At 62.8% G+C, this 14,742-nt stretch carries 13 protein-coding genes; 8 read left to right on the top strand and 5 right to left on the bottom strand.

What is annotated here, in order from left to right; translation table 11 throughout:
• Positions 1–314: 314 nt before the first annotated feature.
• Entirely contained in the window at positions 315–746 is a 432-nt protein-coding gene (locus tag KRX12_RS01505; RefSeq protein ID WP_151529246.1) for a cytochrome c oxidase subunit 4, read from the bottom strand.
• An 18-nt stretch (positions 747–764) separates the two neighbouring features.
• Complete coding sequence (locus KRX12_RS01510; protein ID WP_218363992.1) at positions 765–1,871, bottom strand: cytochrome c oxidase subunit II; 1,107 nt, start codon at positions 1,869–1,871, stop codon at positions 765–767.
• A gap of 619 nt (positions 1,872–2,490) precedes the next feature.
• On the opposite strand from KRX12_RS01510, the gene asnB reads away from it, so the two are divergent.
• Positions 2,491–4,413 carry an asparagine synthase (glutamine-hydrolyzing) gene (asnB, locus tag KRX12_RS01515; RefSeq protein WP_218365475.1) on the top strand — a complete coding sequence of 641 codons (1,923 nt, stop codon included), beginning with the start codon at positions 2,491–2,493 and terminating at the stop codon, positions 4,411–4,413.
• A gap of 105 nt (positions 4,414–4,518) precedes the next feature.
• Here the strand turns inward: asnB and erpA are convergent, their stop codons facing one another.
• On the bottom strand, positions 4,519–4,863 hold the full coding sequence (gene erpA, locus KRX12_RS01520) for an iron-sulfur cluster insertion protein ErpA (RefSeq protein ID WP_151529243.1): 345 nt from the start codon (positions 4,861–4,863) through the stop codon (positions 4,519–4,521).
• A 345-nt stretch (positions 4,864–5,208) separates the two neighbouring features.
• On the opposite strand from erpA, the gene KRX12_RS01525 reads away from it, so the two are divergent.
• The 5 genes from KRX12_RS01525 to KRX12_RS01545 all read left to right on the top strand — a co-directional run bounded on the left by KRX12_RS01525 (position 5,209) and on the right by KRX12_RS01545 (position 8,914).
• Complete coding sequence (locus KRX12_RS01525) at positions 5,209–5,916, top strand: DUF3043 domain-containing protein (RefSeq protein ID WP_218365476.1); 708 nt, start codon at positions 5,209–5,211, stop codon at positions 5,914–5,916.
• 21 nt (positions 5,917–5,937) lie between these two features.
• The gene (locus KRX12_RS01530) at positions 5,938–6,465 is read left to right on the top strand and encodes a bifunctional adenosylcobinamide kinase/adenosylcobinamide-phosphate guanylyltransferase (protein WP_218365477.1); all 528 of its coding nucleotides are present in this window, start codon (positions 5,938–5,940) and stop codon (positions 6,463–6,465) included.
• Between the two features lie 92 nt (positions 6,466–6,557).
• Positions 6,558–7,628 carry a nicotinate-nucleotide--dimethylbenzimidazole phosphoribosyltransferase gene (gene cobT, locus KRX12_RS01535; protein WP_218365478.1) on the top strand — a complete coding sequence of 357 codons (1,071 nt, stop codon included), beginning with the start codon at positions 6,558–6,560 and terminating at the stop codon, positions 7,626–7,628.
• Positions 7,618–8,469 carry an adenosylcobinamide-GDP ribazoletransferase gene (locus tag KRX12_RS01540; protein WP_218365479.1) on the top strand — a complete coding sequence of 284 codons (852 nt, stop codon included), beginning with the start codon at positions 7,618–7,620 and terminating at the stop codon, positions 8,467–8,469. The genes cobT and KRX12_RS01540 overlap by 11 nt, the downstream gene beginning before the upstream one ends.
• A 250-nt stretch (positions 8,470–8,719) precedes the next feature.
• On the top strand, positions 8,720–8,914 hold the full coding sequence (locus KRX12_RS01545; protein ID WP_151529238.1) for a hypothetical protein: 195 nt from the start codon (positions 8,720–8,722) through the stop codon (positions 8,912–8,914).
• 100 nt (positions 8,915–9,014) lie between these two features.
• On the opposite strand, the gene KRX12_RS01550 is transcribed toward KRX12_RS01545, so the two are convergent.
• Positions 9,015–10,121, bottom strand: coding sequence for a branched-chain amino acid aminotransferase (locus tag KRX12_RS01550; protein WP_218365480.1), 1,107 nt, complete (start codon positions 10,119–10,121; stop codon positions 9,015–9,017).
• A 190-nt stretch (positions 10,122–10,311) separates the two neighbouring features.
• On the opposite strand from KRX12_RS01550, the gene KRX12_RS01555 reads away from it, so the two are divergent.
• Complete coding sequence (locus KRX12_RS01555; RefSeq protein ID WP_218365481.1) at positions 10,312–11,793, top strand: leucyl aminopeptidase; 1,482 nt, start codon at positions 10,312–10,314, stop codon at positions 11,791–11,793.
• 74 nt (positions 11,794–11,867) lie between these two features.
• Here KRX12_RS01555 and KRX12_RS01560 read toward each other — a convergent pair whose 3' ends face one another.
• Entirely contained in the window at positions 11,868–12,278 is a 411-nt protein-coding gene (locus tag KRX12_RS01560; protein WP_151529235.1) for an oxidoreductase, read from the bottom strand.
• A gap of 240 nt (positions 12,279–12,518) precedes the next feature.
• Here KRX12_RS01560 and sucB point away from each other — a divergent pair, with 240 nt between their 5' ends.
• Positions 12,519–14,645: a 2-oxoglutarate dehydrogenase, E2 component, dihydrolipoamide succinyltransferase gene (sucB, locus tag KRX12_RS01565; RefSeq protein WP_218365482.1), complete on the top strand. Its 2,127-nt coding sequence runs from the start codon at positions 12,519–12,521 to the stop codon at positions 14,643–14,645.
• Positions 14,646–14,742: the final 97 nt, after the last annotated feature.

Here is a 14,742-nt window from a genome sequence, read left to right on the forward strand (position 1 = left end):
ACGGCGAGATTCATCTCACAGACCCGCACAACTGGGCTTCGGCCCCCCATAGTTACCCCCATGCGGAGGCCCCTTCCGCGCGAAGATTCACCTCCCCCACCCTTAATGAGGAGAGGACGCTCACACGCTCCCGAACCACGCCGGCGACAGCTAGGGTTCTTAGGCTGCCCTTAGACATAACACACGCGGCACCCGCCTCAACTGAGAGTGAGGTGGGTGCCGCGTGAAAGTTTTTGTGAGCTATGCGGGCCGTGCGTAGGAAGCAGACAACCTACACACCGTGGGCCCGCCTAACCGTTAGCCCGGAAAAAGACTTAGTGCTTTTCCTTCGGGATGCCGTACTGCAGGTTGAGCATGGTGGTGGACCAGATAACCAGGACCGCACCGAAGCCAATCATCCAGTAGTGCATGTAGATGATGCCCGCGCCCAGCACGAAGATGGAACCAGACATCACGGCCGGCCAGATGGAGCTCGTGGAGAAGAAGCCGTAGGTGCCGGCACCGTCTTCCACTTCTGCTTCCTCCCAGTCCTGCGGGAGGATATCTTGGCGCTTCTCAGTGAAGTGGAAGTAGCCCGCGAGCATCAGGGTCATGAGGGTGGAGATCACCAGCATGGTGATACCGATCCACTCGCCGCCCGGCAGGTTTCCGGAGTCTTCAACGAAGATGGTCGCGAAAATGTAGATGATGGACGCCGCACCAATGTATGCGGTGAGGGCGTACAAGAGTTTAGAGCTGACCTTCATGTTTCTTGACCTCGTTTCCTAGTTGCCCGCGTTAGCGCCGGGCTTGTCGAGGAAGTTCCCGCCATCGCGAGAGTCCTCACGGCCAGAGACGAACGGAGCGGTGGAGGTGGCGTAGGGGGCCTCGCCGATAGACTCCAGAGCGGCCGCATTGGTGGCCTGCGGATTATTAATACGGTACTCGAGGTACTGCTTGAACTTCTCGGGGGAGACTGCACGAACCTCGAAGTTCATCATGGCGTGGTAGGTACCGCACATCTCAGCGCAGCGACCCACGAAGGCGCCTTCCTTATCGATGCTCGTGATCTGGAACTCACGCTGAGACTTATTGGCCTCCGGGTGGGAGTACACGTCACGCTTGAAGAGGAACTCCGGCACCCAGAAGGAGTGGGAGACGTCAGCGGAAGCCAACTGGAAGGAGATCGCGGTGTTGGTCGGCAGGACCAGAACCGGAACCTCTTCGGTGGTGCCGACGGTCTCGATCTTGTTGTAGCGGAGGTAGGAACGATCGTTCAGGGACGTGCCATGAATCGGGTTCGGATTCTTCACACCCTCGGGATCCTTAGCGGATGCCTCGGCTGCAGCCTGACGCTCCTCATCGATGCCCTGGTACTCATTACCGGTCGGGGTGAACTGGCCGTCCACCTCTTGGTAGCCGAACTTCCAGTTCCACTGATACGCGGTCACGTCCACGGTCACCTTCGGATCCTTATCCAAAGCGGTGACGCGGTCCTGGGTCTGCACGGTGAAGAAGAACAGTGCCATCACAATGATGATCGGCACGCCGGTGAGCACGAGCTCAAGAGGGATGTTGTACTGAGTCTGGCGCGGGAACTCGTCCTTGCCAGCCTTCTTGGCGCGCTTCGCGGAGAACCCGAAGATCGAGTAGATCATGAGTCCCCACATGATGATGCCGATGATCCAGGCCGCAACCCAGACCCACACCCAGAAGTTACCCATCTCGTACGACTCGGGGGTCACACCCTCGGGCCAACCCATGCGCAGGGCATGGAAAAAGCCGTTATCAGGTGGGGTGACGTCACAACCAGTCAGCGCGAGTGCGCTGACACCGGTGACGCCTGCAAGCATCGCCTTGCGCGAAATACCACGCTTTTTACGCTGTTCCACGTGTGTCTGCCTTCCTGTCCACACAAAAACTTTGTGAGTGCCCAGAGCTGCGAGCTCGTCCTAAGACACTCTCTTAACTAAGCAGAGTACTGCATATCGGCTGTTTTTCCATGTTGTTTGTCATGATTCTTTAAGGATTCGGCCGATTCCTGAAAATTCTCTGAGGATTGTCCTCGGCACTTCCTGCCACAACGAGAGCGACGCCCGTCAATATTGTGCCCTAAGTCACCAGTTTTGGGGCGGGCTGTTCTCCCCCGTTCGGGCGTAGCCGCTCCCCCGCTCGCGCTCGCTTCATAGCGAGGTTCGCGGCTGCACCATGGCGCGTATCGAGGCTACACGGCCCTCAACCCAGCCCACGTAACGCTTAGGGCTCCACGTGATCACGGCTGTACTATTGGGAACGGCGTAGCGAGCCCGTGAGTTGATACGTCGTGGATACGCCGCGCGCTGAGGTGCTGTGGCCGAGCCCGCGCCACCTTAGCGGGCGGTGACCGACTCCCCTCGCGGGGATTCCACAGCAGTGTCGCTCGCGCCAGAGCGCACCGTCGGCACTGTACGCTACGTCCTTAATATCTATAGCCCTCTGACACTCTTTAGGAATCGAGGAACCAGCCCGACTATGTGTGGTCTTCTTGGAATGCTCACCGCCGAGGCGAATGCCGCCGACTTTCAACACGCCGTGGAGCAGGCGCTGCCCTGCATGCACCACCGCGGTCCCGATGCCTCGGGCACCTGGCACGATGAGCATGCTGTCTTTGGCTTCAATCGCCTCTCTATCATCGACCTCGCACATTCCCATCAGCCCCTGCACTGGGGCCCGGAGGGCGAGCCGGATCGTTACTCGATGACCTTCAACGGCGAGATCTACAACTACATCGAATTGCGGGAGACCCTGCGCAAGGAGGGCTATACCTTCCACACCGATGGCGATACCGAGACCATTGCCGTGGGCTATCACCACTGGGGCGATAAGGTGGTCGAGCACCTGCGCGGCATGTTCGCCATCGCTATCTGGGATACCAAGGAGCAGGTCCTCTTCCTGGCCCGCGATCAATTCGGCATTAAGCCGCTCTACTTCGCCACCACCCCGGCCGGCACGGTCTTTTCCTCCGAGAAGAAGACCATCCTCTCCATGGCGGAGGCCATCGGTCTGGACCTGGACCTTGACTATCGCGCCATCGAGCACTACGTGGATTTGCAGTATGTGCCGGAGCCGGAGTCGCTTCACGAGGACATTCGCCGCCTCGAGTCGGGCTGCTTCGCCACGGTGCGTCCGGGCGAGAACTTGGTGCAGCAGCGCTATTTCCGCCCGCAGTTCAACACCACCCCGGTGCCCAAGGGTGCCGAGCAGGATCTTTTCGACCGTATCGCGCGGGCGCTGGAGGATAGCGTCGAAAAGCATATGCGAGCAGATGTCACCGTCGGTTCGTTCCTCTCTGGCGGTATCGACTCCACCGCCATCGCTACTCTCGCTAAGCGGCACAATCCGAACCTATTGACCTTCACCACCGGCTTCGAGCGGGAGGGCTATTCCGAGGTGGATGTGGCGGCAGAGTCGGCGGAGGCCATCGGTGTCGAGCACATCGTGAAGATCGTCTCCCCAGAGGAGTACGCCACGGCCATTCCGCGGATCATGTGGTACCTGGATGATCCGGTGGCGGACCCGTCGCTGGTGCCGCTGTATTTCGTGGCGCAGGAAGCCCGCAAGCACGTCAAGGTGGTGCTCTCCGGCGAGGGCGCCGATGAGCTCTTCGGCGGCTACACAATATATAAGGAGCCGCTGTCGCTGGCGCCCTTTGAGAAGGTCCCCTCTCCCCTGCGCGCGGGACTGCGTCGCCTCGGCGCTGTGCTGCCCGAGGGCATGAAGGGCAAGTCCCTGCTCGAGCGCGGCACGATGACGATGGAGGAGCGCTACTACGGCAATGCGCGCTCCTTTAACTTCGAGCAGATGCAGCGGGTGATCCCGTGGGCGAGCCGCGAGTGGGATCACCGTGAGGTCACGGCCCCGATCTACGCTGAGTCCACCCACATGGATCCGGTAGCACGCATGCAGCACCTCGATCTCTTTACCTGGATGCGCGGCGATATCTTGGTCAAGGCCGACAAGATCAATATGGCTCACTCCCTTGAGCTGCGCGTGCCCTTCCTCGATAAGGAAGTATTCGCCGTGGCGGAGACGATCCCGCACGAGCTCAAGATCGCGCAGTCCACCACCAAGTACGCACTGCGGAAGGCCATGGAGCAGATCGTGCCCGCGCACGTGCTCCACCGCAAGAAGCTGGGCTTCCCCGTCCCGATGCGTCACTGGCTGGCCGGCGATGAGCTGCACGGCTGGGCCCAGGACACCATCAACGAGTCCCAGACAGAGGAGATCTTCAATAAGCCAGAGGTGCTGAAGATGCTCGCCGAGCACCGCGCCGGCACCTCGGATCACTCCCGTCGCCTATGGACGGTGCTGGCCTTCATGGTCTGGCACGGCATTTTCGTGGAACACCGCATCGATCCGCAGATCGAGCAGCGCGACTACCCGGTGGATCTCTAAACCACCCCACACAGCACAACAGCCCAGCATCCCGCACAATCGGGAGCTGGGCTGTGGTGTGTGTATGGACGCTTATCGACGCCGCCCTCCACTCACAGTGCGTGTTTAGTGGAAGGAATCGCCGCAGGCACAGGAGCCGGTGGCGTTCGGGTTGTCGATGGTAAAGCCCTGGGCTTCGATGGTGTCGGAGAAATCAATGGTGGCGCCGGCGAGATACGGGGTGCTCATCTTGTCCACGACGAGCTTCACGCCGCCGACCTCATCCATCTTGTCGCCGTCCAGGGAACGGTCGTCGAAGTAGAGCTGATAACGCAGACCAGAGCAGCCGCCAGGCTGCACGGCGATACGCAGGGAGAGATCTTCGCGCCCCTCCTGCTCGAGCAGAGCCTTCGCCTTCGCGGCGGCAGCCTCGGTGAGGATTACTCCGGTGGCGGATTCGGGTGCAGTCATGGTGAGTGGATTCTCCTTATAGTTATTGAGTCATAGGACACACGGCGGTCCTCGCGGGAGGTGGGCTGATGCCGTGCCCCAGGCGCGGACGCTGCTGTCATGTCAGTGGCACCAAGGCTACCGCGTGCCTCTACTGAGTGTAAACACATCCTCACAGGCACCTATTCCCCACCCTGCGTTCGCCCGCGGCTGCCTGTACGCAGTGCTTCAGCTGCCTGGGCCGCGGCGTGGGCGGGGGTGCGCCACCGCCACCACGGACCCGTATCACCTGCCGCGCCGGCCAGCGTGGGTACTTCGCGCGCGCCGATGGGTATCTCTGGGGAATCTTTTACTAGCCTATTAGGCGTGAAACTACCGTGGCAGAAGAATCAAGACGAGACCGCATCCGACGCCCCCGCTGACACCAGCGCCGCAGAGGAGCATTCCACCGACTCCGAGGAGCAGCACCCGCGGGGCTATACCCCGAAGAAGGGCCGCCCCACCCCGAAGCGCAATGAGCGTGAGCGCGAGCGCGGGGTGCGCCGCGAGCACTTCTCCGCACCGGAGACGCGCGCCGAGGCCCGCGCCCGGCGGAAGAAGTTCAAGGAGTCGATGACGAAGGAGGAGTACAAGGAGTACAAGGCGCGGCAGAAGCGGCAACGCCGCGAGGAGCAGCGCCGGATCCAAGAGGGCATGGACCGCGGCGAGGAGCGCTATCTCCTCGAGCGCGATAAGGGCGAGGTGCGTGGCTTCGCCCGCGATTGGGTGGATGCCCGCCGGTTCATCACCAATATGATGATGCCGCTGGCCCTGATCCTGCTGTTTATCATGCTGGTGTCGAACGCCGTGCCGCAGATTTCGATGGCGGCATCGATGATCGCGATGATCATCATGCTGGCGATCTTCGTCGAAGGCATCATCATGGGCCGCCGCGTCAATAGGGCCGCCCGCTCGAAGTTCCCCGGCTCCACCGAGCCTGGTTTCGGTTTGGGCTTCTACGCCTTCTCCCGCGCCGGCCAGCCCCGCCGCTGGCGTTCCCCGCGCCCGCGCGTGGAGATCGGCGCCGAGGTCTAAAGCCATGCTGAAAGGCTCGCGATGCGTCATCTGATTCTCGGCGGGGCCCGCAGTGGCAAGTCGGGCTATGCCGAAGCGCTGCTCAGCGATGCCGCGGATGTGCTCTATGTGGCCACCGCTCGGCCGTGGCCGGGCGATGAGGATTTCGCCGCCCGCATCGCCGAGCACCAGCGTCGCCGTGATCCGCGGTGGCGCACGGATGATTCTTCCGATCTTCTCGCGGTGCTGCGCACCCCGCCTGCCGCGACTCTGCTGGTGGACGATCTGGGCACGTGGATCACCCATGAGCTCGACCACGCCCAGGCGTGGGAGAAACCGCGCGGCACCATCCGCCCGCGCTGCACGGCGCTTATCGACGCCATCTCCTCGCTGCCCGCATCCACCACACTGGTAGTGGTCAGCCCAGAGGTGGGGATGGGTGTGATCCCCGAGCACCGCTCCGGCCGGCTCTTTCGCGATGAGCTGGGCTGGCTCAACGCGCAGCTCGCCGCGGTGATGGACAACGTCACCTTGGTGGTCGCCGGTCAGGCACTGCCCTTAAAAAAATGAAATTCTCGGTGCTGCAGCCGTATTCTGGGTACGTCTGATCCCCAATGCGGAAACCACTCGCGGTTTCCCGTGCCAACATAAGGAGCTGTCTCATGGAGTCCCTGCCCTCCGCCTCCGATCTATTTGCCAAGGTAGATCCCCCTAGCACTGCGGCGCGGCAGGCGGCGATCGCGCACCAAGCGGACCTGACGAAGCCTGTGGGCGCCCTCGGCCGCTTTGAGGAGATCGGCATCTGGATCTCCTCCTGCCAGGACCAGTGCCCGCCGCGCACCATTACTCAGCCCACCATTGTGGTTTTCGCTGGCGATCACGGCATCGCCGCCAATGGTGTCTCCGCCTATCCTTCTGAGGTGTCGATTCAGATGGCGGAGAATATCCGCCACGGCGGCGCCGCGATCAATGTGCTGGGCCGGGCCGCCGGCGCCGAGGTGCGGCTGGTGGATGTCTCCCTCGACCACGATGTGTGGGGCGATGAGCGCGTCTCTCGTTCCTGCGGGTCGATTGACCGCGAAGATGCCATGACTAATGAGCAGGTGGTGCGCGCCCTCGAAATCGGCAAGCGCATCGCCGATGAAGAAATCGATCGCGGCGCGGATCTCCTCATCGCCGGCGACCTCGGCATCGGCAATACCACCCCGGCGGCTGCTCTCACCGGCGTCGCCACCCGCCTAGAGCCCGTCGTGGTGGTCGGCCGCGGCACCGGCATCGACGATGAAGGCTGGAAACGCAAGGTAGCAGCGGTGCGGGATGCCATGTTCCGCGCTCGCTTGCTCAACCGGGAACCCGTCAGCGTGCTGTGCACCATCGGCTCGCCGGATCTGGCCGCCATGGCTGGTTTCCTCGCCCAGGCTGCGGTGCGCCGCACACCGGTGATCCTCGACGGCGTCGTCGTCACCGCCGCCGCCCTCTGGGCTAACCGCCTCGCTCCCGGCGCGCGTCAGTGGTGGATCGCGGGACACCGTTCCGTGGAGCCGGCGCACAGCGCCGCACTCGAAGCCTTGGATCTCACCCCAGTTCTAGATTTCGGTATGCGCCTCGGCGAGGGCTCCGGCGCCGCCGCTGCCCTGCCGATCGTGCGGGCTGCGGTAGACATCATGACGGATATGGCCACCTTCAGCTCTGCTGGGGTCTCCACCCACAACGAGGACGAGAGTGTCGGGTAAAGCGGGTCCCTCCGGCAGTGGCCGCCACGGCCACCCGCTGTGGGAGGGGCCAGCCACCATCTTTTCTTGGCTCACCGTTCTCCCCCTCCGCGGGGCCACGGTATTCGATACCACCACTGGTCGGCGGGCCATGACCTCCGTGCCGCTCGTCGGCCTCGCCCTCGGCGCCGTCGCTACCCTGATCGCTGTGGTGAGCGCCCCCGCCTCCGCCGCGCTGGCTGCGGTGCTCATCGTGGTGGCGGTGCAACTCTTGAGCCGCCTCATGCACCTCGATGGGCTGGCGGATGTCGGTGATGCGCTGGGCTCCTATGCCCCTCCGGAGCGGGCCCGCGAGATTCTTGGCGATCGCTATACCGGGGCGCTGGGCATGGGCGCGGTCCTGCTCGCCCTGCTCACCCAGGTGGCTGGGCTGGCCACTGTTCTCGGCGCAGCAGCCCCCTCGGCCGCGCTGCTGCTGGCCCTGCTCAGTATCTTCTTTCTCTCTCGGTGGTCGGCACTCGTGGTGTGTCGTCGCAGTGCCTCGCCACAGCGGCAGGCGCTCTCTCCCACCGGTTTCGGGGCGCTGATCATGGGCACCGTGCCCGCGTGGCGGGTGGCTGCCTGGGCCGCCGGTTTCGTCGTGATCGCCGCTGCGGGGTGGCTCGCCTTGGGTGCTCCTGGCATGGCTGCGGCCACGATCCTGAGCACCACGGTGATCTGGCTCTGCGCCGAGGGCCTGGTGCGCCACATGGCTCGCCGCTTTGGCGGACTCAATGGAGACTGCACCGGCGCGATCATCGAGATCACCACCGCTCTTGCCGCCGTGGCCTATGGACTCAGCCTCTCCTGGCTCGCCTCTTAAGTGCAGGGGGAGGCGGCGGGGGTGGCTCCGTGCGCTCCCGCCGCAGCTGTTGTGGACACGTCGACATCGTGGAGAAAATTCCCGCCCCGAGCGCGAAGTAATGAATAAATTTTCCGCGGCCACATCAGCATTGTTTCCCCAGCGCACACAGCATTTTTTACTTATTGCCCCTTAGTGAGCGAGCAATTAATCTCCTCTGTGCAAGTGTTCAGAAAGCCACGACTGTGGCACCACAAGAGGGAGACACACTTTGTCCTTCGTCCTATCCATTAATGAGATCGTTGATGGCCCCATCAAGGATCTGTACCTCGAGTTCGGCGGCAACAACTGCTGCCCGCCCCCGGCACCGGCGATCCTGCCGAACCTCACCACCGTAGATTTCTCCGGTGCGCACTTCGGCTCCACCGATCTGCTCGACCTCAACATCGATCTCTCGGCTCTCTAAGCCATCCTTATATTTAAGCGATACATCTCACGCACACCGCAACACCGGCGCCCCCTCCCATGAGGGACAGCGCCGGTGTTGTCTATGAGGACTACGCTGCTTAGGCCTCGATGAGCGTGTGAATCCAGCCGTGCGTATCCTCCACGGTGCCGCGCTGGATACCCGTGAGGTGATTGCGCAGCTCCATGGTGACCGTGCCGGTGGCACCGCCAGCGATCTCAAAATCGCCGTGAGCGGACTTCACCGCGCCCACCGGGGTAATCACAGCCGCGGTGCCGCAGGCCAAGGCCTCGGTCATGGCCCCCGAGGTGGCGTCGTCACGCCACTGCTCCTTCGACACCAGCTCCTCCTTGACCTGATAGCCGAGATCGCGGGCCACCTGAAGCAGAGAATCGCGGGTCACGCCGGGAAGCAGAGAACCGGACAGGGCGGGGGTCACCACGGTGACATCCTCCCCTTCGCCGTAGACGAACATGAGATTCATGCCGCCCATCTCCTCGATGTAGTTCAGCTCGATAGAGTCCAGCCACACCACCTGGTCGCAGCCCTTTTCTTCCGCCTGGGCCTGGGCCAGAAGCGAGGCAGCGTAGTTGCCAGCACACTTGGCCGCACCGGTACCACCGCGGGCAGCGCGGACGAAGTCCTCGCAAATCCACACCGACACGGGCTTGATGCCCCGCGCGAAGTAGGCGCCGGCCGGGGAGGCGATGAGCACATAGGTGTAGCTATTCGCCGGGTGCACACCCAGGGAGGTCTCGGTGGAGATCATGAAGGGGCGCAGGTACAGAGATTCCTCGCCGCCGGCGGCCGGAACCCAGTCGCGGTCGATGTCCACCAGCTGGCGGATGGACTCGAGGAATACCTCTTGGGGCAGCTGCGGCATGGCCAAGCGGTGCGCCGAGTTCTGGAAACGCGCAGCGTTGGCATAGGGGCGGAAGGTGACAATGGAGCCATCCTCGTGCCGATAGGCCTTCAGCCCTTCGAAAATGGCCTGGCCATAATGAAAAACATTCGTGGCCGGATCAAAGGACAGCGGGCCATAGGGGCGCACCTGGGCGTCGTGCCATCCCTTATCGTGGGACCACTCAATGGTCACCATGTGATCGGTGAAGTGCTTGCCAAACCCCGGGGCCTCAAGAATCTTCGCGATCTCAGCGGCGGGGGTGGGGTTCTCGTTCTTCCTAATGGTGAACTCTAAATCTTGCATGGTATTAAGCTACTCCCTCTCTGGTTTCAAAGCCCTGATTACCCTAAGTTTCGGGCAACCAACTCGCGGCGGCGCTTCTTAGCTCACGCTAGGCTGGTGGAAGTCTTATTCACAAGACGTTGCCGGCGCCACCGACCACAGCTGGGCGTCGATAAGCATTGACCGCTGTACAGAAAGGATTGCGAACCATATGGCGAACTCCCTGCCCGCGCGCGGCTACCTGCCTGAATTGAAGCGAAGCAAAAAGCTGGAGAAGAACACCTCCGTGCTGCTCGTGCCCGTCTACGAGGGCGAGAGCGAATTGGAGCTGCCCGTACTGGGGCCGCTGGACGATGCCTCGGCGCGCTCCCTGTGTGATGCGCTGAGCGCTGTCGGCGCCACCGGCAAGGCCGGCACCGTGCACACTGTGCCCGCCCCGAAGAAGCTCAAGGTAGACGCAGTCGCCGCGGTGGGTCTGGGCGCTGCCGAGGACTCCGATGCGGAGACGATTCGCCGTGCCGCCGGTAGCGCCATGCGCAGCCTGCCCGAGCACGCCGTTGTGGCCACCACCCTCTCTGAGCTCAATACCGCAGCCGCCGTCGAGGGCTGCGCGCTGGGCGCGTATGACTATCGCGGACTGCGCACTGAGGGCGAGAGCACCCGGCCTAGCTCGGTGACCTTCCTCGGCGCCGATAAGAAGGAATTCGAGGCCGCCGTGATCGTGGCCGAGTCCGTGGCGCTGTGCCGCGACCTCGTCAATACCCCCTCCTCGCACCTCTACCCCGAGTCCTATGCATCCTTCGTGGCCGAGGAAGCCGCGAAGGTGGGGCTGCAGGCCACCGTGCTGGATGAGAAGAAGCTCGCCAAGCGCGGCTTTGGCGGCATCCTCGCCGTGGGCATGGGCTCGTCCCGCACCCCGCGGCTGGTGCGCCTGGAGTGGAAGCCGAAGAAGGCGAAGACCCACGTGGGCCTGGTGGGCAAGGGCGTGACCTTCGATACCGGCGGCATCTCCATTAAGCCGGGCGCCAATATGGAGAACATGATCTCCGATATGGGCGGCTCCGCGGCCATGATCGCCACCATCGTTGCCGCCGCCCGCCTCGAGCTGCCGGTGCAGATCACCGCCACCATCCCGCTGGCGGAGAACATGCCGGGTGGCAAGGCCTACCGTCCGGGCGATGTGATCACCCACTATGGCGGCACCACCTCCGAGATCCAGAACACCGACGCCGAGGGCCGCCTCATCCTGGCGGATGCCTTGGTGCGTGCCAGCGAGGACAATCCGGACTACCTCATCGATAGCGCCACCCTCACCGGCGCCCAGGTGGTGGCCTTGGGTGATCGCACCTCCGGCGTGATGGGCGACGAGACTCTCCGCGAGCGCATTGCCACCACGGGTCGCGATGCAGGTGAGCCGGCATGGGCCATGCCGATTCCGGAGGAGATCGCCGAGCAGTTCTCCTCGCCTTCCGCGGATCTGCGCAATATTGGCACCAACCGCTCCGCCGGCATGATGCAGGCCGGCTATTTCCTCAGCCGCTTCGTCGGCGAGGGCATCCCGTGGGCCCATATCGATATCGCGGGCCCCGCCTTCAACACCACCGCCGTCCACGGCTACACCCCGAAGCGCGCCACCGGTGTTCCGGTGCGCACCTTGGTGGATCTGCTCCGTGACATCTCGGTCAATGGTTAAAGACCTGCACCCATGACTAATCCCATCCACTTCGGTGGATGGGATTTTTCCTTTTCTCTGCCTTCTACCCAGGGCTACTTATCGACGCCGCCCTCGGGCTCATTGTGTCTCTTTTCCCATTCCTCGCGCCGCTGCCGCTGTTCCTCGCGCTTGCGGAGGATACGGTCACGTTCGATTCGCTCGCGCATCCTTTGCGGATACCCCGTCTCCTCCACATCGAAGAGGCCGATACCCAGCGCGGAGGCGGTGGCGTTGATGCCCTTGGGCCCGCCAATCCGGCGGCGGATGAAGTCTCCATGCTCATCCACCAACACCACGCTCATCTCATTCACCAGCGTTTCGGGCTCGACGAAGCCCTCCACGAAGCCACGGCCCTGCATCCATGCGCGCAGCTCGGCGAGATCGGCGTCCCGGATGGATCCGGTGGCGCTGCGGGGAGCCTTGAGTCCCTTTTTGGATCTGCCACGGTTGAAAAGATTGAACATGACACATCATTCTACAAGCCCCCTGCGATAAGGCGGGGCTGCTCTCCACTGGGGGCATAGCGGGCCTGCACAGCATGCAGAGATCCGCTCCCACGCGCAGGGCCGCGCGGATAGGGGCACGCTATGCACAGAATGCGGAGCCTAACCGCCTACAATGGACCGTTAAAAGCGGTACTCTTTTTGTTGTTACCGTTTGACGATTTTTCACACGCTACTTTCATGCGAGGAGACTTAAAAACAATGGCGTTCTCCGTAGAGATGCCCGAGTTGGGCGAGTCAGTTACAGAAGGCACCATCACCACGTGGCTGAAGTCCGTGGGCGATACGGTCGAGGTCGACGAACCGCTCCTCGAGGTGTCCACCGACAAGGTTGATACCGAGGTTCCTTCCCCCAAGGCAGGCGTCCTGCTTGAGATCAAGGCTGACGAGGACGACACCGTCGACGTTGGCGACGTTATCTGCGTCATCGGCGACGAGGGCGAGGAGCCCTCCGGCGATTCCGATTCCGATTCTGATTCCGAGGAGTCGGAGGCCGAAGAGTCCTCCGCCGAGGAAGAGAAGAAGGAGTCTGAGGACAAGCCGAAGGCAAATAAGAAGTCCTCCTCCAGCGAGGCCACCGACGTGGCCATGCCCGAGCTGGGCGAATCCGTTAGCGAAGGCACCATCACCTCCTGGCTGAAGTCCGTGGGCGATACGGTCGAGGTCGACGAACCGCTCCTCGAAGTGTCCACCGACAAGGTTGATACCGAGGTTCCTTCCCCCGTCGCCGGCACCCTGCTCGAGATCCTCGCCGAAGAAGACGACACCGTCGACGTCGGTGACGTTATCGCCCGCATCGGCGACGCCGACGCCGCCAGCTCCTCCGACGACTCCGACTCCGACGACGACTCGGACGAAGACGAGGCAGAGGCCGAAGAAGCTGAAGCCAAGGAAGAGAAGAAGGAGTCTGAGGACAAGCCGAAGGCTGATAAGAAGTCCTCCTCCAGCGAGGCCACCGACGTGGCCATGCCCGAGCTTGGCGAATCCGTTACAGAAGGCACCATCACCTCCTGGCTGAAGTCCGTGGGCGATACGGTCGAGGTCGACGAACCACTCCTCGAAGTCTCCACCGACAAGGTTGATACCGAGGTTCCTTCCCCCGTCGCCGGCACCCTGCTCGAGATCCTCGCCGAAGAAGACGACACCGTCGACGTCGGTGACGTTATCGCCCGCATCGGCGACGCCGACGCCGCCAGCTCCTCCGACGATTCCGACTCCGACGACGATGAGGACGAGGCAGAAGCCGAAGAAGCTGAAGCCAAGGAAGAGAAGGAAGAGAAGAAGGAGGAGCCTAAGCAGGAGTCTGCTCCGAAGAAGGAGGAGAAGTCCGAGGCTCAGCCTGAGAAGAAGGAAGAGAAGAAGCAGGAGAAGGTCAATACCGGCGATAACCTGCCGTATGTGACCCCGCTCGTGCGGAAGCTGGCTGATAAGCACGGCATTGATCTCTCCACTGTCGAGGGCACCGGTGTGGGCGGCCGCATCCGCAAGCAGGATGTGCTGGCTGCCGCCAAGGGCGAGTCGAAGGGCGAGTCCGAGGACGCAGCCCCGGCGAAGGAGGAGACTCCCCGCGTGTCCACCAAGTCTGTGGACCCGGCGAAGGCCGAGCTGCGTGGCACCACTCAGAAGGTCAACCGTATTCGCGAGATCACCGCGAAGAAGACCCTCGAGGCCCTGCAGATCTCCGCGCAGCTCACCCAGCTGCACGAGGTGGACATGACCACCATTGCTGCCCTGCGCAAGGAGGCCAAGCCGGCCTTCACCAAGGCTCATGGTGTGAACCTCACCTACCTGCCCTTCTTCGCGAAGGCCATCGTGGAGGCCTTGGTGTCCCACCCGAATGTCAACGCCTCCTACAACGCTGAGACCAAGGAGATCACCTACCACCCGAGCGTGGGACTGGCTATCGCCGTCGACACGCCGAAGGGTCTGCTCACCCCGGTGATCCACGAGGCCGAGAAGCTGTCCCTGCCGGAGCTGGCGAAGGCGATCGTGGACTTGGCTGATCGCGCCCGCAATAACAAGCTCAAGCCGGCCGATCTGACCGGTGGCACCTTCACCATCACCAATATCGGTTCCGAGGGTGCGCTCTCCGATACCCCGATCGTGGTTCCGCCGCAGGCAGCCATGGTGGGCACCGGCGCTATCACCAAGCGTCCGGTCGTGGTCAGCGAGAACGGCAATGACGCCATCGCTATCCGCCAGATGGCCTACCTGCCCTTCTCCTATGATCACCAGATCATCGACGGCGCTGACGCTGGTCGCTTCATGACCACCGTCCGTGACCGCCTCGAGAACATCGACTTCACCGAGGATCTCGAGCTGAGCTAAACACAGGGCTCTTCCCAACCACCCCGCGCAGTGCGTCAACGCCAGCGCGGGGTGGTTGTCTTTATGCACCACCCCACAATCACCCCCACCGCTACCC

Origin of the sequence: Corynebacterium sp. TAE3-ERU2 (genome assembly GCF_019209955.1) — a bacterium.
GTDB lineage: Bacteria > Actinomycetota > Actinomycetes > Mycobacteriales > Mycobacteriaceae > Corynebacterium > Corynebacterium megadyptis.

Excerpts from the sequence above, each read along its gene's own strand:
- KRX12_RS01505 (WP_151529246.1), bottom strand. The coding sequence starts at position 746 with ATGAAGGTCAGCTCTAAACTCTTGTACGCCCTCACCGCATACATTGGT.
- asnB (WP_218365475.1), top strand. The coding sequence starts at position 2,491 with ATGTGTGGTCTTCTTGGAATGCTCACCGCCGAGGCGAATGCCGCCGAC.
- erpA (WP_151529243.1), bottom strand. The coding sequence starts at position 4,863 with ATGACTGCACCCGAATCCGCCACCGGAGTAATCCTCACCGAGGCTGCC.
- KRX12_RS01530 (WP_218365477.1), top strand. The coding sequence starts at position 5,938 with ATGCGTCATCTGATTCTCGGCGGGGCCCGCAGTGGCAAGTCGGGCTAT.
- cobT (WP_218365478.1), top strand. The coding sequence starts at position 6,558 with ATGGAGTCCCTGCCCTCCGCCTCCGATCTATTTGCCAAGGTAGATCCC.
- KRX12_RS01550 (WP_218365480.1), bottom strand. The coding sequence starts at position 10,121 with ATGCAAGATTTAGAGTTCACCATTAGGAAGAACGAGAACCCCACCCCC.
- KRX12_RS01555 (WP_218365481.1), top strand. The coding sequence starts at position 10,312 with ATGGCGAACTCCCTGCCCGCGCGCGGCTACCTGCCTGAATTGAAGCGA.
- KRX12_RS01560 (WP_151529235.1), bottom strand. The coding sequence starts at position 12,278 with ATGTTCAATCTTTTCAACCGTGGCAGATCCAAAAAGGGACTCAAGGCT.
- sucB (WP_218365482.1), top strand. The coding sequence starts at position 12,519 with ATGGCGTTCTCCGTAGAGATGCCCGAGTTGGGCGAGTCAGTTACAGAA.